Source organism: Runella sp. (genome assembly GCF_965279615.1).
GTDB lineage: Bacteria > Bacteroidota > Bacteroidia > Cytophagales > Spirosomataceae > Runella.
In genome coordinates this window covers 1,069,822-1,092,049 of the sequence record NZ_OZ257252.1, presented here as the reverse complement: position 1 = coordinate 1,092,049, position 22,228 = coordinate 1,069,822, and the positions used below count along the sequence as shown (strand labels likewise).

General features: G+C 42.9%; 18 protein-coding genes. 4 read left to right on the top strand and 14 right to left on the bottom strand.

The window, feature by feature from the left end:
• Window positions 1–13: 13 nt before the first annotated feature.
• Window positions 14–1,333, top strand: a complete 1,320-nt coding sequence (locus tag ACQY73_RS04970) for a Gfo/Idh/MocA family protein (RefSeq protein ID WP_428662288.1) — start codon at window positions 14–16, stop codon at window positions 1,331–1,333.
• A gap of 70 nt (window positions 1,334–1,403) precedes the next feature.
• On the opposite strand, the gene ACQY73_RS04965 is transcribed toward ACQY73_RS04970, so the two are convergent.
• The 13 genes from ACQY73_RS04965 to ACQY73_RS04905 all read right to left on the bottom strand — a co-directional run bounded on the left by ACQY73_RS04965 (window position 1,404) and on the right by ACQY73_RS04905 (window position 14,732).
• Window positions 1,404–1,850, bottom strand: a complete 447-nt coding sequence (locus ACQY73_RS04965) for a c-type cytochrome (protein ID WP_428662285.1) — start codon at window positions 1,848–1,850, stop codon at window positions 1,404–1,406.
• Between the two features lie 28 nt (window positions 1,851–1,878).
• On the bottom strand, window positions 1,879–2,517 hold the full coding sequence (locus ACQY73_RS04960; RefSeq protein WP_428662282.1) for an SCO family protein: 639 nt from the start codon (window positions 2,515–2,517) through the stop codon (window positions 1,879–1,881).
• Between the two features lie 32 nt (window positions 2,518–2,549).
• Complete coding sequence (locus tag ACQY73_RS04955) at window positions 2,550–2,981, bottom strand: viral A-type inclusion protein (RefSeq protein WP_428662279.1); 432 nt, start codon at window positions 2,979–2,981, stop codon at window positions 2,550–2,552.
• Between the two features lie 6 nt (window positions 2,982–2,987).
• Entirely contained in the window at window positions 2,988–4,700 is a 1,713-nt protein-coding gene (locus ACQY73_RS04950) for an ATP-dependent nuclease (protein WP_428662276.1), read from the bottom strand.
• A gap of 21 nt (window positions 4,701–4,721) precedes the next feature.
• A complete protein-coding gene (gene recN, locus ACQY73_RS04945) occupies window positions 4,722–6,413 on the bottom strand; it encodes a DNA repair protein RecN (RefSeq protein WP_428662273.1) in 1,692 nt (563 codons plus the stop codon).
• Between the two features lie 74 nt (window positions 6,414–6,487).
• Window positions 6,488–6,715, bottom strand: coding sequence for a hypothetical protein (locus ACQY73_RS04940; protein WP_428662270.1), 228 nt, complete (start codon window positions 6,713–6,715; stop codon window positions 6,488–6,490).
• A 13-nt stretch (window positions 6,716–6,728) separates the two neighbouring features.
• The gene (locus ACQY73_RS04935; RefSeq protein ID WP_428662267.1) at window positions 6,729–7,658 is read right to left on the bottom strand and encodes a DUF4835 family protein; all 930 of its coding nucleotides are present in this window, start codon (window positions 7,656–7,658) and stop codon (window positions 6,729–6,731) included.
• A 33-nt stretch (window positions 7,659–7,691) separates the two neighbouring features.
• Entirely contained in the window at window positions 7,692–8,900 is a 1,209-nt protein-coding gene (gene coaBC / locus ACQY73_RS04930) for a bifunctional phosphopantothenoylcysteine decarboxylase/phosphopantothenate--cysteine ligase CoaBC (RefSeq protein WP_428662264.1), read from the bottom strand.
• Window positions 8,901–9,031: 131 nt separating this feature from the next.
• Window positions 9,032–9,340, bottom strand: coding sequence for a DNA-directed RNA polymerase subunit omega (locus tag ACQY73_RS04925; RefSeq protein WP_428662261.1), 309 nt, complete (start codon window positions 9,338–9,340; stop codon window positions 9,032–9,034).
• 27 nt (window positions 9,341–9,367) lie between these two features.
• Window positions 9,368–10,267 (bottom strand): outer membrane protein assembly factor BamD, encoded by a 900-nt coding sequence (locus tag ACQY73_RS04920; RefSeq protein WP_428662258.1) that lies wholly within the window; start codon window positions 10,265–10,267, stop codon window positions 9,368–9,370.
• A 94-nt stretch (window positions 10,268–10,361) separates the two neighbouring features.
• Window positions 10,362–10,988: a T9SS type A sorting domain-containing protein gene (locus tag ACQY73_RS04915; RefSeq protein ID WP_428662255.1), complete on the bottom strand. Its 627-nt coding sequence runs from the start codon at window positions 10,986–10,988 to the stop codon at window positions 10,362–10,364.
• A gap of 159 nt (window positions 10,989–11,147) precedes the next feature.
• Window positions 11,148–13,106: an OstA-like protein gene (locus tag ACQY73_RS04910; protein ID WP_428662253.1), complete on the bottom strand. Its 1,959-nt coding sequence runs from the start codon at window positions 13,104–13,106 to the stop codon at window positions 11,148–11,150.
• A gap of 468 nt (window positions 13,107–13,574) precedes the next feature.
• Window positions 13,575–14,732, bottom strand: a complete 1,158-nt coding sequence (locus ACQY73_RS04905; protein ID WP_428662250.1) for an ATP-binding protein — start codon at window positions 14,730–14,732, stop codon at window positions 13,575–13,577.
• 89 nt (window positions 14,733–14,821) lie between these two features.
• On the opposite strand from ACQY73_RS04905, the gene ACQY73_RS04900 reads away from it, so the two are divergent.
• Window positions 14,822–17,749, top strand: coding sequence for a glycosyl hydrolase (locus ACQY73_RS04900; RefSeq protein WP_428662247.1), 2,928 nt, complete (start codon window positions 14,822–14,824; stop codon window positions 17,747–17,749).
• Between the two features lie 131 nt (window positions 17,750–17,880).
• Here the strand turns inward: ACQY73_RS04900 and ACQY73_RS04895 are convergent, their stop codons facing one another.
• Entirely contained in the window at window positions 17,881–19,452 is a 1,572-nt protein-coding gene (locus ACQY73_RS04895) for a calcineurin-like phosphoesterase C-terminal domain-containing protein (RefSeq protein ID WP_428662244.1), read from the bottom strand.
• Between the two features lie 148 nt (window positions 19,453–19,600).
• Between ACQY73_RS04895 and ACQY73_RS04890 the strand changes: the two genes are divergently transcribed.
• Together ACQY73_RS04890 and ACQY73_RS04885 are read left to right on the top strand one after the other, a co-directional pair.
• A complete protein-coding gene (locus ACQY73_RS04890) occupies window positions 19,601–21,124 on the top strand; it encodes a carboxylesterase/lipase family protein (protein WP_428662241.1) in 1,524 nt (507 codons plus the stop codon).
• A gap of 70 nt (window positions 21,125–21,194) precedes the next feature.
• Window positions 21,195–22,151: a DUF4365 domain-containing protein gene (locus ACQY73_RS04885; RefSeq protein ID WP_428662238.1), complete on the top strand. Its 957-nt coding sequence runs from the start codon at window positions 21,195–21,197 to the stop codon at window positions 22,149–22,151.
• Window positions 22,152–22,228: the final 77 nt, after the last annotated feature.

The following is a 22,228-nucleotide window of genomic DNA, read 5'->3' as shown; positions in this document are numbered from 1 at the left end:
AAGTAACTTTAAAATGAAACAGGAAAATTCAATTAATCGCCGGGATTTCGTCGAAAAAGCGGCTACTTCTTTGGCAGGATTCATGATTGTCCCCCGCTTTGTGTTGGGAGGCAAAAAGCCGGATGGTTCAAGATACCTGGCACCGAGTGACATTATTTCACTGGGCTTTATCGGAACCGGCAAGCAGGGGAAAGGACTGATCAACTCATTTCTGGGCACAAACGAGGCGCGCATCGTCGCCATCAGCGAAGTGTATAAAGCCAAAGCTCAGTTGGCGCTTGAAAGAATCAAGGCGAACTACGAAAAAAATACACAATTAGGGACTTACTCTGAGGTTCCGGTATATAATGATTTCAGAGAATTGTTGGCACGTAAAGACGTGGATGCCGTTGTGATTGCCACGCCCGACCATTGGCACGCAGCAATGGCTGTTCGAGCAGCCGAAGCAGGCAAAGATATTTATTGTGAAAAACCATTGGCATTAACGGTAAAAGAAGGGCGGGCAATGGTCGATGCCGCTCGCAAATACAACCGCGTGTTTCAAACGGGAAGCATGCAGCGCTCTTGGCCGGAGTTTCGTCAAGCCGCCGAATTGGTTCGTAACGGCTACATTGGCGACATAAAAAGCATCAAAGTGAACGTTGGTCCGCCACCAACGCCTTATGATCTACCTGCTGAACCTATTCCCGAGGGATTGGATTGGAGTGCTTGGTTGGGTCCCAATGCACCGGTAGCTTTTAATTCTGAACTGGCACCGCCGATCTCTAAAGATGTATTTCCCAATTGGCGAAATTACCGAGAATTTGGCGGCGGCATGGTGACTGACTGGGGCGCACACATGTTTGACATTGTGCAATGGGCTTTGGACATGGACAACAGTGGCCCGGTAGAAGTGATCGCGCCCGATGGCAAAGAACATCCTTTCCTGACCTACCGCTATGAAAACGGCATCACAATGACCCACGAAAAATGGGATTGGAATAACGCCATTCTTTTTACCGGTTCAGAAGGCGAGATCAGAATACAACGTAAGAAAATTGAAACCACGCCCGCTTCATTGGCTACGAAGGTGATCGGTGAGAATGAAAAGCACGTCTATAAAAGTGAAAACCATTACAAAGACTTCTTCGATGCAATGCGCAAACGAAGCAAGCCCATTTGTGACGTAGAAGTGGGGCATCGTACCGCTTCCGTTTGTAATATTGGAAACATTGCGTACCGACTTAAGCGACCGTTGCAATGGAATCCAAAGAAAGAGTCATTCAAAAATGACAAGGAAGCCAATGAGTTATTGGGACGTTCGATGAATGATGTGTGGGGTATTAAAATTTGATCACCGCAACGACGTATCGTGCAGAGGTGCAAAGAAGCAAAGTAAATTGCTGTAAACGGAGCAGTGCCTTTTAGTTGGAAGGGCACTGCTCCAGTGCTTTTTGTACAGTATCGATCGGAATTATTTTTGTTTCCTTTCCCCAAGTAGTGTACATATACGTCATGATTTCGGCGATTTCGAGCTCTTTTAATCCGGGATTGGCGGGCATGGGGCGATTGAACGTTTTCCCATTGACTGTAACCGATTGATTCAGGCCGTTTTTTATCCAACAAATTACCTTTGATTTATCGTTAAGGTAATCGACTGATAGGGCAGGGTAGAGGTTTCCCAAGCCTTTCCCATCGCGTTGATGGCAATTGGCACAATGTGTTTGGAACAAAGTAAAACCCTCGGCAACGTATTGGTCGTGTTTGGTACTTTCTTCACTTTGGCAGGAGGAAAAAAAAAGGAACAGGAAAAAAAGACGGAAAATCGGAGAATGGAAAAAAACAGCTGCAATTTCTTTTTCTATAAGCATTATATTTTTTATTAGCTACTCCTAATCACTACTTATTCTTATATTCTTCCTGCAAACGTTCGATGTCAGCAATCAGTCGTTTGGTGGCGTCGTCGTCGGTACCGTTGTACATTCCGCGTACGCGTTTGGCTTTATCTACCAATACAAATGCTCCGCTGTGGATATATCCGCCCGGCGCGGTAGAATCAGCTCCCGCCACTACCAAATACTTTTTCTCGCCAATTTCATAGATTTTTTCCCGATTGCCTGTCACAAACAGCCATTGGTTGCCCGTAACGCCCAGGTCGGCGGCGTATTTTTTCAATACAGCCGGAGTATCGTGGTCGGGGTCAATCGTGTGGGAAAGAATGCCTACGTCGTTTTGGCCTTTTATCTTTTCATACACTTTTAACATCTGCTTCTTCATCACCGGGCAGATCGTGGGGCAGGTTGTAAAGAAAAAATCGGCAACATAGATCTTATCTTTGAAGTTTTGCGCCGTAATGGTATCACCGTTTTGGCTGACAAATTTGAAATCGGGAATGGTATGATAGAGCGTATCTACTACTTCTTTTCCGTCAACCATTCGAGTGGTGGTTTCCCGTTCTCCCAAGATAGGCAGGCGGTCGGCATTGGTATTACATCCCCAAACGGCAAAAAACAGAAAGGCAAAAAGGATATTTTTCATATATGGGTTACTCAGTCCAAACGATGGATTGGTTATTTTTTTAAAAATTGTTCGGCTTTGGTCATGCTTTCGAGCATTTTATCGCGAACGGCCGTGATTTTGGTTTTTTCGGCAGTCATGGCTTTGAGGGCGGTTTCACCGGTAAGCGCCTTTAGGGAGTCGCTGTTGTAGTCATGCATCCAATCCATCATGCCCTGATCGGCTTCGGTAAGCGCAATACTAAGCGTTAAGGCTTCTTCTTTACGCTTTTGCAGGCTGTCATTGGAGCTGATTTTTATCAAACTGTCAATGGTAGTGATCTCTTTGCTTAAGCCATTTTTTAATTCCATCAATTGCCCCATTTTCGGCATTACTTCATCATGGATCACAAACACTTCTTTTTCGGTTTGCTCCACAGCCGCTTTATCTTGCCCACAGGCAAAAATCAGTATACATAAAGACAAAGAGATAATAAATTTTTTCATTTTATTTTACTGGATTGTTTCGTGAAGAATATCTAATTTTTCTTTAATTTCCGGATCAATTTCGTCCGGTTTAAGGAGCTTTATAAGCTCAAAATAATCTCGTTTATTATTCTTATATATGTTTTGCGGAAATCCCAATCGCTTATAAAATTCGGGGAATATTAAGTCGAGCCAATCGTCGCTAAGTTTGGCAGTATTCCACCAATCATTTTTTAAATCATTCAAATAGGCAGGAACAGTAAAGTTAGAGATTGCATCAGTCATCGCCTTTGCTAATTTTTGTGCAGGTAAATACTGATATTTAGTGTGTAATAGTTGCGCATGTCTCAGTAATATATCCGGTTTGGCAAAATAGTTTTCCAATTCTCTTTTCCTCCAACAAACTATTTTTAGTATTTTAATGTCCTTGATATTCTTATCTATTTTATCAAATAAAGCAATCCCTTTCAATTCAGGAAAGATGGCTTTTAGAGCTTCATATCGTTTAACTGCAGTGTTTGGAACATTATCGTCAGTATAATCAATATTCGCTAATCTTAGCTTAGATTCAACCGGATGTTGCAATTTATTGGCAAATGTTAGTAACATCTCTCGGTCTGTAGAGCCTTCCAAAAAAATAATATGGTGTTTTGCTCTTGCTAAATAATATTTTTCCCAACCGATTTCAGTCAGCGATTTTAATAAATGCTTTTTATTATCAGGGTTTAATTCTATTGCCTGATTTTCAATAAGGGCAATAACTTTAGCTGCTTGAGAAGCTTCGTTCAGTACGATTTCAGAGTGCGATGCTATGATGATTTGTGAGCTTGTTTCAGTAGCGACTCGATTAATTTGCTGAAAAACTTCGCGTTGCCTAATTACTTCAAGATGGGCATCAGGTTCATCTAATAATACCACAGTGTTTGGATTAGCAAACATATAAGCAAATAGCAATAAAGTTTGTTGGAAACCACGCCCGCCTGAGGAAATATCATAACGTATATTGTTTTCAATATAGTCTAATTGAATAAGCCCTGTAGCTTTAATTAACTCCGGTTTTTGCAAATCGGCACCAAACATAAGTTTGACAGCAGCACGAAGTTTTTGCCATTTTTGTTCACTGTCAGAAGATGTGAATTTTTGTGTTTCAGGATATAATATTTCGTAGCAGATGTTTCTTAGTACTTCTGCGGTTTTTCCTTCTCCTAATTTGCGCCCAATAGAGCCTGCTGTAAGTTTATCTTCCGTAGTACTAATACCGGACATTGGTTGTAAAAAACCAAAATGCAATCCTTTCCCGTTATCATATAGTTGTTTTACCTCCTCCAATCCTGATACTACTTTGCAGCTGAATGATTCTTCATTATAATAATGAAATTCAGCTTTGCATAACCATTTTTTCTCTTCATCATCTCCTTCGATTGTAACTTCCAATTTGATAGCTTGTTGTTTCCCATTCTCATTGTAAGCAACTTTTTGGTCTTTCCATAAAAAGCGAGCGTTTGCAATAGGGCTGTTGGTTAGAATTTGCCTATTTAAAGTGACTGCACCGTTTTTATTTAATTTTTTGGTCTTATGAGCTGCAATAAAATTTGTAACACCAATTTCCCAAAGACATAGAGCTTGGAAGACAGTTGATTTTCCTGAATTATTAGGCCCAATAATAACCACAGCTTGGGCAAATGGAAAGGAGATTTTTCCTAATTTCTTAAAGTTATTTATGGTAATTTTAGTAATCATTAATTAGAAGAATGGCATTGTTTAGAATAAATTGGTTTGCCCGTTTTGACTGAGTGCCGTTTGTGCCTGAAGCATTTCACGGGCGTTTTGAATGATGGCTTCGCTTGGCTTACTTCCACCGATCATTTGCGCAATTTCCTTCACCCGTTCATCAAACGTGAGCTTGCGGATCTTGCTGACGGTTTTGTCTGATGAATTGTCTTTATAAACAAAATAATGAGCAGTTCCCTGCGTGGCTATCTGGTGTAAATGTGTAATGGAAATGACCTGATGGCTTTTGGATATTTCGCGCATCATTTGTCCCATTTTAATGGCAATCTCGCCCGATACACCCGTATCAATTTCGTCAAAGATAATGGTAGGAAGTTTACGTTTGCTGGCCAAAATGTATTTGATGACCATCATTACCCGCGAAAACTCACCGCCGGAAGCCACGTTTTTCAATTGCTGTGGCTTAATGCCTTTGTTGGCGCTGAACAGGAAATCTACATCGTCGATGCCCGATTCGCTTGGTTCGATGATTTTGTGCTGAATGCTAAGAGTAGCGTTGGGCATCCCAAGTTCCAGCAGGTATGTTTTTACCTGTTTTTCGACGGGAGCCATCACCGCTTTGCGATTGTTAGAGAGTTTTTCGGCGCTTTTCAGCAATTTCACCTGTGCTTTATCTGCAATGGCTTTTGCTTTGTTAATATCTTCGTCGAGGTTCATGACCCGACTTACCTTTGCCTCTAATTCCTGTTGAATGGCAATCAATTCCTTGAGCGTCTTGACTTGGTGTTTTTGTTGTAATTGATAAAACAGATTAAGGCGCTCTCTGATCACTTCCGCACGGGAATCATCAATTTCAACGTTATCCTGTTCATAGCTGATCTCACCCGCCAAGTCCTTCAATTCTATGTAAACACTTTGGGCACGTTCGCGAAGCAGCTCGTACTGAGGCGCGAATTTGCTGATGGCGTTCAAACTCGAAACGGCATTTTTTAAAAATACAATGACCGATTGTTCCGGATTGTCCAGGTATTCAGTAGCCAGTTGCAGACGCTCACGTACATCGGTGGCATTTTCAAGGATGAGCAACTCCTGTTCCAATTGCTCCTGCTCGTCGGGGAGCAATTGTGCTTTTTCGAGTTCGTCGTACAGGAATTGGTTATAGTCAAATTCTTTCCGCATTTGCACCGCTTCGGCTGTGAGACGATTGAAAACCTGTTGCGCTTTGCGGTACGCCTGAAAATCGGCGTGGTAATTTCGGAGAATTTCTTCGTTTTGAGCGTACGTATCGACAATTTGTAATTGAAACTCATTGGAACCCAACAAGAGCGTATCGTGCTGAGAATGAATGTCCATCAACTGACCCGCGATGCGACGCAGCGTTTCCAGATTGACGGGCGTATCATTGATAAAAGCCCTGGACTTGCCGGTAGGGCTGATCTCGCGACGAATCAGACAGGTGGTTGAAAAATCTAATTCTTCTTCGTTAAATAAGTGTTCGATGAAGTAACCCGAAAGGTCGAAGGTGCCTTCAATAACACATTTCCCGGCGGGATTGTACAGTACTTTCGTGTCGGCACGGCTACCCAACAGTAAGCCGATAGCGCCGAGCATGATGGATTTTCCTGCTCCCGTTTCGCCCGTTATTATATTGAGTTGTGGGTCGGGAGTAAGCTCCAAATGGTCTATTAATGCGTAATTTTTGATCAGCAGATGAGCAAGCATAAAGCAATCGGTTGAGCCGCCGCGAAGTTAGTCAACTATTCAACAAAATGTACTGAAATTGTGTTCGCGACTTATTAAAATGTGGACTCATGGTCATAAACCACCAAATCAATTTGAGTGAATGCCAACGTATGATCGTGCATGCGTTGGTCTTTGAGGAAAAGAAGCTGATTCTCAATTTTCAGACAATGGCCAAAAAAGGTCTGATTACTTTTCAGTACTACATTTATTTCCCGATTCAGTAGCTCCGCCGCTCGCGCCGAAAGTTCCGATTGAAATACGCGTATAAGTCTTTTTCCCACTATGATGCTTCTTTTATCTTAACAGCTTACGATACAATTCGGTCTTGGAAGGATCAAGTTGTGAAAGCATGGCAAATGCCTTTTGACGATCTTCTTTGCTTGCTTCCATCAGAATCTTGTTAATTTCTTCTCCTTTGGCGTCGAAAAAAGAATTAATATAGACCGAGCCCGGCAATACCCGACCGATTTGTTGAAGTGTGGTAAGCAAATTCATAACCTGCGCGCGGGCCGCAATCGGATTGTCGTTGAAGGTATCCAATGCCAATCGGTGGTAGTTGTAAATTCCTTCCCGAACGGGCAGCATCAATTGATTATTAAGGTTATCAATCAACCAAAAACGATTCCGACGGTCGTTGCCGGTGGCATACCAACCCGCCGGAGCGCCGCCGGGGTTGACACCTAAGGCTAAATTCGTTACCTGCTGCGCACGCTGTAAAAAATTGTTACCGCCGTATTTGCTGAAAGAATCATAATCAATGGCTAAAATTATATAGGCGTAAAAGGCCAACGTTTGCGTTAGTTCATCCGTGTATGCATTCTCATTATAATACATCGGATTGTTGGGTAGGTAATTAAAATTGAAATTCCGGTCAATAAAACTGAGCAAAATAGTTTCATAATTGGTGCCGTAAACGGGACGCGTTACGATCAGTTGGGTGGTGCCTTCATACACCCCCTGCGCCGGAGAACGAATGAGGTTGATGTTGAGTTTACAGTTAATGCGTTCTTCGGGGTTAAAATTATCGTTTGTCCAACGCCGCGCGTTCATAAAGTCAGTAATGACGTTTTTGAGTTGGTTCAGGCTGGCATTGTCTGTGTTTTGTTGGGTGAAAAGTTGGTTGTAATTGAGGGTAACAACGCAATTCAATTCCTGCGCCCGGGTTGAAAAAACGAGGCACAAGGCGCATAGAGTCAGTTGGATTACTCTTTGTATAACTTTCATGATTTCGCAATTATGCTGAAACAGTTGTGCTTTTTAGTGCAATTTCCCTGCCACAAGTTGTAAAATATCCTGTGCCACTTCGGTTTTGGATTTCAAGTCAAACGAGTGTTGAGCGCCGTTTGCTTCAATAACGGTAATTTTGTTGGTATCGTGTGCAAAGCCTGCGCCTTTGTCGTTCAAAGAATTTAAAACGATGAGGTCAAGGTTTTTTGACTTCAATTTACCCAATGCATTCTCCAATTCGTTATCAGTCTCAAGCGCAAAACCCACCATGATTTGCCCTTCCTTTTTTTGACGGCCAAGCGTAGCCGCAATGTCTACCGTTTTGGTAAGTTCGATGTTGAAATGAGACTCTTTTTTCTTGATCTTGCGGTCGGCAGGATAAGCGGGGGTATAATCGGCAACGGCGGCAGAGAGAATAACAACATCTGCTTCCCCAAAATGTTTCTCCGTTGCTTCATACATTTCCTGCGCTGAGCGCACAGCAACCACTTTAATACCTGCATTCGGCGTTGGCTGAGCCGTCGGGCCGCTTATGACTGTCACATCAGCCCCCGCGAACGAAAAAGCCCCGGCAATGGCAAAACCCATTTTTCCCGTTGAATGATTGCTGATATAGCGTACGGGGTCAATGGCTTCCTGCGTTGGACCGGCGGTAATTAAAATTTTCTTGCCAACTAAAGAAGGAATCGTCGAGAAGTGTTTTTCCAATTGAGCCACGATGTGTTCAGGCTCGGCCATGCGCCCTGTTCCAATCAATCCACTGGCTAATTCTCCGTGTTCGGCATCCATAAAACTATTGCCAAACCGTTGTAGTTTTTGCATGTTTTCAACCGTCGAACCGTGAAGGTACATGTCAAGATCCATAGCAGGAGCAAAGAAAACAGGACAACGGGCTGACAAGTAAATTGCTGTCAGCAAATCTTCACAAATACCATTGGCGCACTTGGAGAGTGTATGCGCAGTAGCCGGAGCAATGACAATGGCATCCGCCCAAAGGCCCAATTCTACATGATTGTTCCAACTCCCTTTGTCATCGTCAATGAAAGAAGATAAGACCTGGCGCTTCGAAAGGGTCGATAAAGTTAACGGTGTAATAAAATCTTTCGCCGCCCGCGTCATCACAACCTGCACTTCTGCCCCGGCCTTAATGAGCAATCGCACCAAAAGGGCTGATTTATAAGCTGCGATACTTCCTGTAACGCCCAAAAGAATCTTTTTATGTTGAAGAATAGAAAGCATGCATCAAAATAGTAGACAACGAAATTTTTTGCATCGATTCTGAAAACCTATGCGTTCTCAAAGGTACGTAATATGACAAAAAAAGCCGCACAATGTTAAATAGTGCGGCTCTTAAAATTGGGGAGTAAAGATTAAGCTTCCTCTTCGCTTGAACGCCAGAAGAGTTTATCTTCCATAAATTCTTCGATGGCGATACCCGTTGGTTTAGGCTGGCGCTCGTAGAATTTTGAAATTTCGATTTGTTCGCGGTTTTCAAATACTTCTTCCAAGTTGTCGATGCCTGAAGCAAACTCAGCAAGTTTATTGTTAAGTTCTTCTTTGGTTTTAGAGGCGATCTGACGAGAGCGGCGGGAAATGATAGCCACTGATTCGTACAGGTTACCTGTTTTCGCGGCCAATTTGTCGGTGTCGCGGGTTATGATGGATGGATTTGCTGCCATTGTATTTGAATGATTTAATGTTCGCGTTTAATTTTGGGTAGAAGAAGGTGTCGAAAGTTTGCCGGCATCAGAAGGTTTTTTATCCTTCAATGCCTTCTCAGCTTCCACAATGACTCCTAATTCTTTGACTGTACTTTCGTAATAGCGCTCTGCCTGACGTAAGTACTTACTGTTGGGGTATTTATCCAAGAATGCCAAATAATATTTTGATACATCCTGATAACGTTCTTTTTGCTTTTCAACAAAGCTCAGTTTTGCTAAGTTGTATTGAGCATCAACACGCAGAAAGGCTAATTCTTCATTGTATTTCGAAGAAGGGAAATCTTTCTGATAATTATTAATAGCTACCACTGCAGAGCGATAATTGGCGATATTGGCTTCGCTCGTCTTGTAGTAAAGTTTGGCTTTATCGTACGCTTTCTTCTCAAGCTTATCCCGCAGTTCCAAGATCAACTGAGTACTTTCTTCGCGAAAAGCGCTTTCGGGATAGGTATTGATAAAATCCTGAAGGGCACCAATAGCGGTAAGTGTGTTGGCTTGATCTAAGTTGGAATTCGGGGAGTCCTTGTACAAAGAATAGGCGTGCATATACAATGCTTCCTGCGCGTATTCGCTGCGTTGAAAGGTCTCGTAAAAGTTCTTGAACAGAAACTGCGCCATGTTATAATTCGCCTGTTTGAAATTACAATAGGCATTATAAAACTGGGCAAGCTCGGCTTGGCGAGCATCTTTACCGTTCAAGAGGGGAGTGATTTCTTCAAACAGTAAGCCGGCGTGGTAATAATCAGCTTTTTTATAATACTGAAGAGCCGCCTCATACTTCTGTTCAAGTGTTCCTTCCTTTTGCAGTTTAGCAAACTTGCTGCACGAACCCAGCACTACGGCGGTGAAAATCAGCAGAAAAAATCCAAATCGGGTGTTACGCATATCGGGCGCAAAAATACAAAAATTGCTTCATATCTCATAACGAAACAGAAGCAGAAAAAGTATTGGATACGTTTAGTTGATTGATTTGTGCAAATCAGTGTCTGATCAGCAGTTTCTTGGTCGCTACTTTTTTGCCTTCCAACAATAACTGATAAAAATAAACACCGGTAGGAATTTCGCGCGTTTGAATGCGAAGTTGACGATCATTTCTATCCAGATCATATTCCGCTACATTGGCACCCAAGATATTGTACAACGAAATTTTAGCACTGCCGATAGAACCGGAAATTTGGTAATCTATTTCGGCGTAATCGTTGGCAGGGTTGGGATAGGCATTCAATACGCGAAGTTTCTCGCTAACGAAAAATAAATCTTCCGATTTCGCAACTTCTTCCAAATTCGGACGAGCTTCAGTAGTAGCTACTGCAGGTATTTCACCATTGGCACGATTTTTAGTGGCAGTAGTATTGCCGGCAGCGGCACCCGGAGTCAGCAGTATCGAACGGTAATAAGCGTTGATAGCAGAGCTTGGGCGCAAATTTATACTGCGGTCTAACGAACGGGGAATCTTAGAAAGAGCGGTAGGGCTGCTTACGGTTGGTTTTTTGCCAACGTTCAGGCGGCTTTTGCTTCGACCCACCTCTGACTGCGCCAAGGCGTCAGTCAGTGCAAAGGCACTGAAAAAGGTGAGAAAAATGTATGTAAGTATAGTTTTTTTCATAGCTGAATACGGATTGGAAAATCATATTTTTTTATATGTTTTTTGCAAAAATATAGTCTATTTTTTACAAAATCAAAAATCGTGCCTTAAAAGGTTGTTAAAATTTATTAAACGGAACACAATATATACGCAAAAACTGCGTAAAAGATCTATTTTGAACTAAAGTTTCTTTTTATTGGATTTTACCCTTGCCCTCGGGATTTCTTTCGTCACCGTTTTTGTTGGCTTTCGTTCTTTTACTTCCGGGGGTTTGACAATTTCAGGCTTCGTTGGTTTAAAGTTGGTCTTGGCTAAAATTTCCTGCTTCGTTGGTTTTTCTTTAATTCGCCAACTGAACCCCTCCAATTCTCTGTCGTCTCCCTTAATACGTTGCGGAGGGATAAAACGACCATCGGGTTGGCCTACAAATTGAATGCGTTGCACTTGATTTTGGTTGAAATTCAGCGTCATTTTGGCGCATTCCACGCGATTTAGCCCCATGGGCTTGTTGGCTTCACTGGCGGCGTAATATATGCTTTCTCCATTGCCTTCCACAAACACGCGCTGTAAACGAGTGCTGTCGTCAAAATAAGCGGTAATTCTACGCCCTTTCACCTGATTAAAATTAAGAAGGGTATCCTGTGAGATAACAAATGATTTCGCCTTCAAATACATCGTTCTCAGTTTTTGATCAACCAACTGGGCTACAATAGAGTCTGCTTCCAACTGATATTTTGATGACCAAATGATGGGCTTCTTCAAAAACGTGATGTTGGAATCCAATGAGTTATAAATCAATGAATCACACCGACTTTGCAAATCCTTTTTATACAGCAGAACGTTTTTATACCCGATCAGTCTTCGAGGTTTTGAAGCATTTGATGTGTCGGATCCCGGTTTAGGTTTATAAATCGGTTTGGGAGCGGGAGCAGTACGTTCGGGCCCAAAAGGCGGAACAGTGTTAGCTAACGCCTCAGGTTTAGGCTTACCGGCAACAGCCTCCATGACCGGTTTAGAAAGCGAACGTCCCGGTTTTGCCGGCAACACTTTTTGGGTTAAAGCATCTGCTGCGATTTTAACTCTTTCGGAAAAGCTGCCCAATTGCGTATCTACCGTCAGGATGATCGGTGCCAAAGAATCAATGCTTACGGTCTTGGCTAACGAATCGAAGGGTAGTGCATTGCCGGTTGTATCAGGAAATATATCAATGGAATACAGCGTATCGGCAGTCATGAACAACGTGTCCTTTGAGATCACCGAGCGCGTCAACGCATGGCCCCACACTTTAGAAATTCCTGATTTACCATTGTACAGCCCAAAATCACCGTTGAGGATGGTATCATCGTTTTTAGAAACGATCTCTACCTGTCCTTTTGCAAACCCTTTTTTGTTTAGGTTATCAAACGAGAGTGAATCGCCTGTCAAGGTATAATCCGGATTGTCAATAGTAGTTCGGGTACGGAAAAGAGATTCGCCGGTGTCGGTATTGTAAGTACCGTTTTTGGCAATGACCGTTCCGTCTTTACTGACTACTTTGGTTGGACTCTTAAAATCCGCGAGTTTGGTCAGTGAATTATAAACAAGGGTATCGGTAGTCAACGTATATTTCTTATTGACCAATTTTACGTCTTTATAATAGGTTGAAACTTTGGTGCGGGTGTCGTAATAACCGATGTTACTGGTAAGGGTATTTTCGGCGTCAACAATTTTTCCTTTGTTAGGATAGAAGGCAATTCCCGTGGCCATATCATATTCGATACGTGTAGAGGTAACCGTTCTCTTTTTATCTTTCAGATTTACCACTTTGCCCATCACTTTTGCCAAGCGAGTGTTGCCGTAATAGAAGAGTGTATCACCCGTTACGGTTATGGTATCTCCCTGCACAATGCGCACATTTCCGTAGGCTTCAATGGCATTGGAGGCCACGTTATGAATGGCCAAGTTGCAATACATCAGCGCCCCTTTATGGCGAAAAACAACTTTGTTCACTACTCGGCGTACTTCACTGCCATCCGTCGATTTCAGGACGGTCATGCTGTCAGCACCCAGCAAATATACCTTTTCTTCCCCCGGATTGACAGGAGCAGAGCCGGTTGAAGGGCGTTGAGCATAAGTGAGTATGGAAGTAAAGACGCTCATGAGAATTATAAGTCGTTTAATCCCTAATACGCAGTATATGGACACGGGGTTGCAATGGAAATACGTATTTTTTGAAAAAATCATAAAGTCGAATAAAAAAATAACGGGAACAAGGTGAATAAAGGCATTGAAAGCGCCTTGCCAAAAGACCTTGTTTACTATTAACGCACAAAATTAGCTAAAAACCGATGTTAGCATGATACTTAACATACATTAACGATTTTTTTAGAACAATAGACTTCACTAAAAAGAAACAAGGGGCTTTTCAATGTCATTTTAGGTAATATGAGATTTGCTTTTATCCGATGGGCAAATTTATGAGTAAGGAATTCTTATTTTCTCATATTGAGACAATGATAGGATAGTACAGGATGCTTATTGTATAATATTACTATATTTTTGAATTTATAAAAGAAGTGTTTAACATAAAATCACAAATATCACTTATGTTAGATATAAACTGTTGTACTAATAATTCGAAACCTGATTCCAACCCAGTACTGTATAATGACTGCGGTATTGGATTTCGTTTCCACCATAAATCAACGTTTTTGCAGCAACTGCCTCTTGGGCTATTTCCTGTAAAAACTTTAAACCTTTAAATTGATCAGACATAATGGTTTGCGAAGATTTTATTTCAAAAATATCAAAAGTCATTGCGTGTGGGCGTAGCAAATCGACTTCGTTTCCGTTGGAATCGCGCCAAAAATAAAAATCCATATGTTGATATCTGTGTTCGTTTTGTTTATGAAATTCAGCAACGATTAAATTTTCAAATAAGCTGCTTTTCAAAGGGTTATACACTAAATCGCCATCTGTTTTAATGCCAAGGAGGTGGCAGACCAAGCCTGTATCATAGAAATACAGTTTGGGGCTTTTGACGATACGCTTGCTGAAATTTTTAAAATAGGGGGGCAATTGAAACGTGATATAGCTACTTTCTAAAATTGAAAGCCAAGCTTTAGCCGTTGGCTGTGAGATACCACATTCATTCGCTAAAGCGCTGATATTAAGCAATTGACCAACTCTGACGGCACATAATCCTAAAAAAGCTCTGAATTGACGCAAATCTCTTATATGAATCAACTCAACAGCATCGCGTTCAACGTAGGTTTGAATATAATTTGCATAAAAAACATCGGAAGGGATTTGACGGTCATACAAGGCAGGATAGGCCCCTTTGATAAGTATATCCGGGTAATCGTTTGTTAACAGATTAACGTTTTTCAGTTCTGTAAAATCAAAAGGCAAAAGTTTAAATAAGGCTACCCGACCCGCTAAACTCTGCGTAATATTCTGTGACAGTTGAAAATTTTGCGAACCTGATAAGATAAATTTTCCCATTTGTCGACGCGTATCAACAATGGTTTGGATGTATGAAAATAAATGAGGTACTCGTTGGACTTCGTCAAAAATAACTTTTTCGCTATAAAGTTTCAGAAATCCTTTGGGATCACTATGAGCAAAATCACAGTTGCCAGGGTCTTCGAGTGATACATATTGGTAATCGGGAAAAGTATTTTTGAGTAGCGTTGTTTTTCCTGACTGCCTCGGGCCCGTAAGGGCAATTACAGGGAATTTATCGCATAAAATATTAATAGTATCTACAATTTGTCTTTGTATCATAACCTATTCATTATTAGCGCAAATATATATCTATTTTGAAATTACATAAGTTTAATATTGAATTTACATAAAATAAACTTTGAAATTGCATGAAGAATTTATCCTTAATTTTTACCTTTTCAGTTGGATGTATAACCCTGCTGAGCTTTGTAAATCAATCGAAATCAGCCGATGAAAAGTGGTTTTCATCCTTTGATTTTGATGCTGCAACTTTTCAAAAAGCACCTCGCGAGTTTGGGCCGTTTACCCGATGGTGGCTACCGGGCAACGACATTGAAAGCGACGAGCTCCAACGCGAGATCAGAATGTTTGCCGACAATGGTTTTGCGGGCGTAGAAGTACAACCCCTTACGCAAGGTTTGAACCCTAAAGCGCCCAAAGAGCAATACGACCGTATTTACAGTTGGGACTCACCCTCTTTTTACGAACACTTGAGTGCCATTATGGAGCAAGCCAACAAATCGGGCATTGTGGTAGATATGAACGGCGGTAGCGGTTGGCCATTGGGTGGGGCTTTTTTCGATCCCAAAGAAAGCATGAAAACGCTCGCCGTTTCGGATACGTTATTGAAAGGTGGTCAAACTTTTACGGGAAAATTACCGCACGTAGGCAATCATGCTCCCAAAGCGTCGGGCATGATGGCGGCAATGATGTCCAAAAATTTTGTGGACGAAAATTGGGGGAAAGTGCTCAGTGTTATTGCGGCCAAAGTGGTTAAGCAGGCAGATAAGCAGAGCGTTTTAGACCCCAAATCCATCGTTGACCTAACGGCAAAAGCACAGAACGGGCAACTTACCTGGCAGGCTCCCGCCGACGGTGAATGGCAAATCGTGGTTTCGTGGTCGATTCCTTCGGGCGAAAAACCTTCGTTGGTGGCATCGCCCAAAACCAATTATGTCATTGACCATTTAGACCCGGCTATTGTCAGTAAAGCCTACGATCATATGTTGGGAAGTCGTACCGGTTTGCCGAAATATTATGGAAAACCGCTGCGGGCTATTTTTAACGACAGTTACGAATTTCACACCGACCGCATGACTTCGCCCGATTTTTTGGACGTCTTTAAAAAACAAAACGGCTATGATATTGCGCCTTATTTGGGTTCGGTTTTTCAAAAGGGGTACAATCATCCAACCTATTTGGCCAACATGTACGCAGGTGCCAAACCGCCCGTTGTGTTCAGCGAAGCCGAAAACTGGCGCATCATGTACGATTATGACCGTACAGTAAATGAGGTGTTTAAGAAAAATTTTCTGGGCGCTTCCAGTCAGTGGATGCGTAAAAACGGCATGTTGCACCGCACGCAGGCTTATGGATTTCCTTTTGATCTGATCGGCGGTGCCGGCGCGGCCGATATTCCCGAAGCCGAACAACTCTTTGCCGAAGGTTCGGAAGGCTATTTAAAATTGGTCACTTCGGGCGCACACCTGTACCACCGCCCCGTCATTACGCAGGAGTCGTTTGTTTCCATTTTACGGGCCGAAATGACCACGCCGCAAAAGATCAAAATATGGGCTGATAAGTCGCTGGCGGCGGGAATCAATCAATTTGTCTATCACGGAACACCCTATAAATACAACAAAGGAGAATACGCTAAAGAGGGTTGGAATACGTGGTCGTCGCCTTTTTTGCCGTTTGTTAATTTCTCTACGGGAATGAACGAAACCGATCCTTTTTGGAAAGATATCAAAACCGTCAATCAATACCTGGCCCGTTGTCAATATGCGTTGCGTTCGGGCAAACCCAAAACGGATGTGTTGATTTACATGCCTTTCATTGATTTTACCGAAGACCAATTGGCGACCAATCCCGAGGAGATCATGGAGCGCGGTTACTTCAAAGACGTAGAACCTGACATTAAAGGTTTCGGCGTATTTGCTGCGCCCGATACCCGTATCAATCGCTGGTACAAAGCACTTTGGAAAACCGTCAATGCGTTGGAAGCCAAAGGCGTATCGTGGGAGTTCGTGAACGATGAGGCGTTGCAAAAAGCCAAATGGGCAAACAATCAAATCGACATAGAAGGCAATCAATACCAAACCCTGATTTTGGCGAACTTGCCGTATCTTAATTTGGAAAGTGCCAAACATATTAATGCGCTCAGTAAGCAGGGAATGTCTTTGTGGTCTATCGGTGAACTGCCTCAAAAACAGCCGTCTTACCATAATTTTGAAGCCAATGATCGTTTGTTGAAACAACTAATGGAAGAAGCCGTTCAACAAAAAAACAGCAAAACAATAGCGTCAGAACTTCCTTTGAATACGATTTCTCAAAAAATTGGCTTTGCCAATCCGGCGCCCTTTTCCAGACAGATCACCCGTGAGATGGGCGACGGCAGCCAAATCAAATTTTTGTGGAATAAAACCAATCAATGGCAGACGATTTCGTTGACATTGGATGTTCGTTTCAAAAACAATTATTGGCTTAATCCCGAAAATGGCGAAATTGAAAAAGCTACCGGCAAAACCATTTCGTATTGGTTGCCGCCTTACGGTTCGATGCTCTTGTATGCTTCAACCAAAAACGCTGTTGCGTCTAATTTGCTTACCACCAAGGCTTCGGTAAATAGTAATGATATGGCTCCAAGTTTGACCATTGAGAAATGGACTGTAAAGGCCGGGGATGCCAAAGCCGAGAACACGGCACTTTTCGATTGGCGCGATAAAGAAGAGTTCAAGTATAAATCCGACGAGGGCATTTATACTTCTTCGTTTAGTTTGGATAAATTGCCGCGTCAGGCGTTCTTAGGATTGGGGAAAGTGTATTACACCGCTGAAGTTTTCATCAACGGTAAAAATGCAGGAAAAAGACTCTTTTCGCCGTACCAATTGGACGTGGCAAAATACCTGAAAACGGGCGGAAATACCATCGAAGTACGCACCACCACTGCGCGTCGAAACGCATTCATTGGCGAAGCCGCCAAGAAAAATCCACACTATGCTCAATTTAACGGCGCTTTAACTACTTTGATTCCAAGCGGATTGGTTGGGCCGGTAACGTTGAAGGTTAGAAATTGAGAAAAGTGAATGGTCGGGTTGTGAGCAACCCGACACACTCAGAATGTATTCTCGTGCGGAGGACGGTCGGCCGCTGCCGTTGCTCACAACCCGACGCTGATCGACTCCGACTTGGCCGGTACTCCGTAGTATTATTTCGGTGCCTGTTCTACCAGATACGTTTTTGTTTGGGTAAAGGTATGCCCGAACATATCCTTAGCCCTGACTTCAATCGTATGTGTCCCCTCGGGATGATTGCCGAAAAAACTTCCGGCCCATAAGTGACCGGATTTAACAGGGTTGCTGGGACGGCGGCCCGGTATAAGTTTGTCAGAAGTATCCCAAAGATAAAGCTGACTCATAAATTTAGGGTCTACTTCCTCCACCAAGGTCATGGGTTTCCACTCACTGTTGTCAATGCGATATTCAACGAGGTCGTTTTTGCTGCCCATGAAGAAATTTGCGTAGATCTTGGCCGCCGTACCTCGCTCTGCCGGAATTACGTGTGGCGAAAAAATATCAATTTGGTATTCTTTGGGTTTGCCGGCCACTTTATAATCAATACTGTATTGGTTGCCTTTGAACGAAAGAAAGATGTATCCTTTGGGCGTACCGTCCCGCATGGTAGAGATCGGCACACCCTGCTCGTTGAGTTGGCCCGAATACCAGTCACCGGAAGTAGTCCCGGCATTGTACTCATGATGCGGTTTGGTCTGTTGCCATCCTTCTTTTGAAGTAAAAAAATTCTGCTGTTGATAATGGGTATGCGCGGAAAGGGAGAGCGTATTCGGGAAATCTTTCAAAAGGGTAAATAACCGTTGCCGATCTTCCAAACGAAAGGATTCTCCTTCTGTTTTTAATGGGATATGAAAGGCAAGCACAATGAGATTGTCTTTTGAAACGAATTTGAGGTCATTTTCCACAAAATCAAGCTGATCTTTGCGAAACCCGCCCCAATAGCCTTTGCCGTCACGTGGGTCGGGATACAAAATATTATCCAAAACAATGAAATGCACTTTTCCGTAGTTGAATGAATAATTGGCCGGTCCCAAATGGGCTTCAAAAGCCTCATCCGCGTGCTCGTCTTTGGTAGCGTCATAATTCATATCGTGGTTACCCATCAGGTTATACCACGGAATACCTATTTTTTTGACGGCTTCTTTGTAGGCTTGATGAAGCTCAAGATTGTCGCCTACCAGATCGCCGAGCGTAAGTCCAAAGGGAATGTCTTTGATGCCCTGAACTTCCCGGACGATTCCTTTGATGAAATAATCTACATCTTGCGCTGTATAAGGTTGAGGATCACCGAAAACGAGAGCGGTAAAATTTTCATTTTCGGGAGAAGGCGTCAGTGCAAAATCCACTGAGGCAGGCAACGGACCTGTTGGCGCTACGCCTTTGTACTTCAACGAAGGCGAGCCTGCCGGTTTGTGGATGTAATAAAATTTAGGCAGGTTGTTTTCATTTACTACGGCTTTGTAGCCCGTTGGCTTGATAACAAATAAGATATTATCGTCGCCTACGGGTAGTTGATAAGCACCTTTTTCATCGGTCAAAACCACCTCCACTCCGTTGGAAACGGCTACGTTGGCGATTCCTTTTTCTTTTTTATCTTTTTTGTTATCGGCGTTGGTGTCCTCAAAAACATACCCTTTTGCGATAGATTGCGCTCGGGCAGTACTGATGGATAAACCCAGAAACAGTAGCAGTGAGAGTTGTTTCATTGTTGATTTTAGGAAAGTAGTGAAAATAACGGCAATTAATAAATTGATTGTTAACTCATGATGAAGTTAATAAATTTGAATTGTTTAAGCTATCACTTTTCAAATTTTCAGAATGAGTAGTTTTCCCATGCTTTTACATTTCATAGGTATGAAAAAACTTCCAATTCTACTATCGGCACTGTTGCTTGTCGCAGGGATAAAGAGCCGGGCACAACTGGACATTGTTAAAACCGAAAACGGTTCTGTTTCGGGACGTAAAAGTGCTGAGATATATAGTTTTAAGGGCATTCCGTTTGCAGCTCCGCCCGTAGGTGATCTGCGTTGGAAAGCGCCTCAACCTGTCAAAAATTGGACGGGAGTGCGCAAATGCGAAGCTTTTTCGGCCAGCCCCATTCAATCCAAACCTGTGCCTTTTTCCTGTTGGACAGAGGAGTTCATTGCTCCACCTGAGCCGCTGAGCGAAGATTGTCTTTACCTCAATGTATGGACGGGCGCAAAAGTGCCTTACGAAAATCGGCCCGTTTTTGTTTGGATCTATGGCGGTGGATTTTCGTCGGGTTCGGCGGCCTGTGCCATTTACGATGGAGAAGAAATGGCTAAAAAAGGAGTGGTTTTTGTGAGTATCAATTATCGGGTAGGTGCGTTGGGTTTTATGGCCCATCCCGAACTGAGCAAAGAGCAAAATAATGCGTCCGGAAATTATGGTTTGTTAGACCAAATTGCAGCGTTGAAATGGATTCAAAACAACATCGGCGCTTTCGGCGGCGACCCCAATAATGTAACCATCGCAGGCCAATCGGCCGGTTCGATGAGCGTGAATTGTTTGGTAGCTTCTCCGTTGGCCAAACGCCTTTTTCACCGCGCCATTGCCGAAAGCGGCGGCATGCTTTCCAACCGCATTCCAACGACCTTAGCCAATGCTGAAAAGAACGGTGAGGCCTTTCAAAAGAAAGCCAATGCCGCCAATTTGGCTGAATTGCGTAAAAAAACACCCGAAGAGATTTTGGCCGCTACGCAGGGAATACGCTTTGGCGTAACATTGGATGGCTATGTACTGCCGACCGACATCTACAATCATTTCAAAGAAGGAAAACATAACGACGTGCCGCTGATGGCCGGTTGGGTCACCGGCGATGGCAGTCTTGCGAGCGGACAGGCAGTGACCGCCGAAAAATTCAAACAGCAAATGCAGGAGAGATACGGAGAAAAGGCCGATGCCTTTTTGAAACTTTTTCCCGCTACTACCGACGAAGAAGCCAAAGCGGCGCAACTGAAATTAGGTCTGTTATCTTTCGCGGCCATGTCGGCGAATTTGTGGGCGGGCTTCAACAAAAACAAATCATACCTTTATCAATTCACGCACGTACCGCCGGATAAGCCTGATTTCCCAAATTATGGTGCTTTTCATACTTCTGAAGTACCTTATGCACTGCATACGTTGCATACGTGGAAGCGTCCTTGGCAGGAAGTGGATCGCCAATTGGAAAACACCATGGCTGATTATTGGGTCAATTTTGCAAAATTCGGTAATCCCAATGCCAAAGGTGTTCCTGAATGGAAAAGTTATGATAAGAAGTCAGGGGTGATCATGGAATTGGGCGACAAAGTGCAGGAGCGGCCGGCATTGTTCAAGGCTGAATTTGAATTGCTTTCAGAAGTACAGAAGCAATAAAATGGTGAAGAGTAATTGATAACTATAGGTGAGGAAGCATTGTGAAGAGGAAATAGTTTAAAAGGATTGTATGCCAAGGTTTGACAATACGGAGCGGATTGGAGTTACGACCGTGGAGGGAATTTTCCTGAGGGATTTTAACTGGATTCCCCGCACGATCTTTCAGTCGGATGTAGGCATTGATATGATCGTGGAATTGACCGATGCCGGTGTTCCAAACGGTCGCATGATCGGCGTTCAGATCAAATCCGGTGAGAGTTATTTTGCAGATAAGGACAGCACAGGCAATGTTATTTTTCGTTGCTCCGATGTTCACGTGAATTATTGGATCAATTATGCATTGCCGGTCATTGTTGTTCTGCATCATGTTTCGCAAAATCATACCATTTGGGAGCAGGTTACTTCGCTGACGATTGTGAAAACCGGAAAGAATTACAAATTGGTGGTTCCGATGTCCAATACACTCTCGGTGGATAAACGGCGAATGCTGGAAAATATCGTACCCTTGGCACCCGCTATCAACCGGTTACAACGCTTTATTTTTGACAGCCGGATCATTCGAAAATTACAGCAAGGGGGTGAGATCTCACTTGAATGGGCTTATACCGTTTCGACCAAGATGTCGATCATCAGAATATTGGAAGCAACGTACATAGAATTGGAAGAAGAAAATGCGCTAAATGATTATATCATGGATATGCCGCCGTTTGAGGGAGAAATGATGCGGTTTACAACATCTAAAATCAAGACATTCAATGATTTCTATCATTTTTATCCTTGGGCCGTCATCGCGCTTGATACCCGATTTTATGCAGATTTTCCGAGTTTTGAAGAAGATATTTTTTCCGATTATCCGGTGGATAAGAAATACGAATGGGATGTGGATGATCTGCCGGGAACGGTATATTCACTTGAAGCAGGAATCATTAAACGCAGGTATTCTCTGAGTTTGAATCACATCGGCAAAATATTTATCGACTTTTTTGACTTTTTAGACGGTACAAAACAATTGGAAATTCCATTTTAATGCTATTGTATTTTATATCCGAGATGAAATTTCTGCGTCACAGGTTTTGAAATATCATTTAAAGTATCCGCCATGCC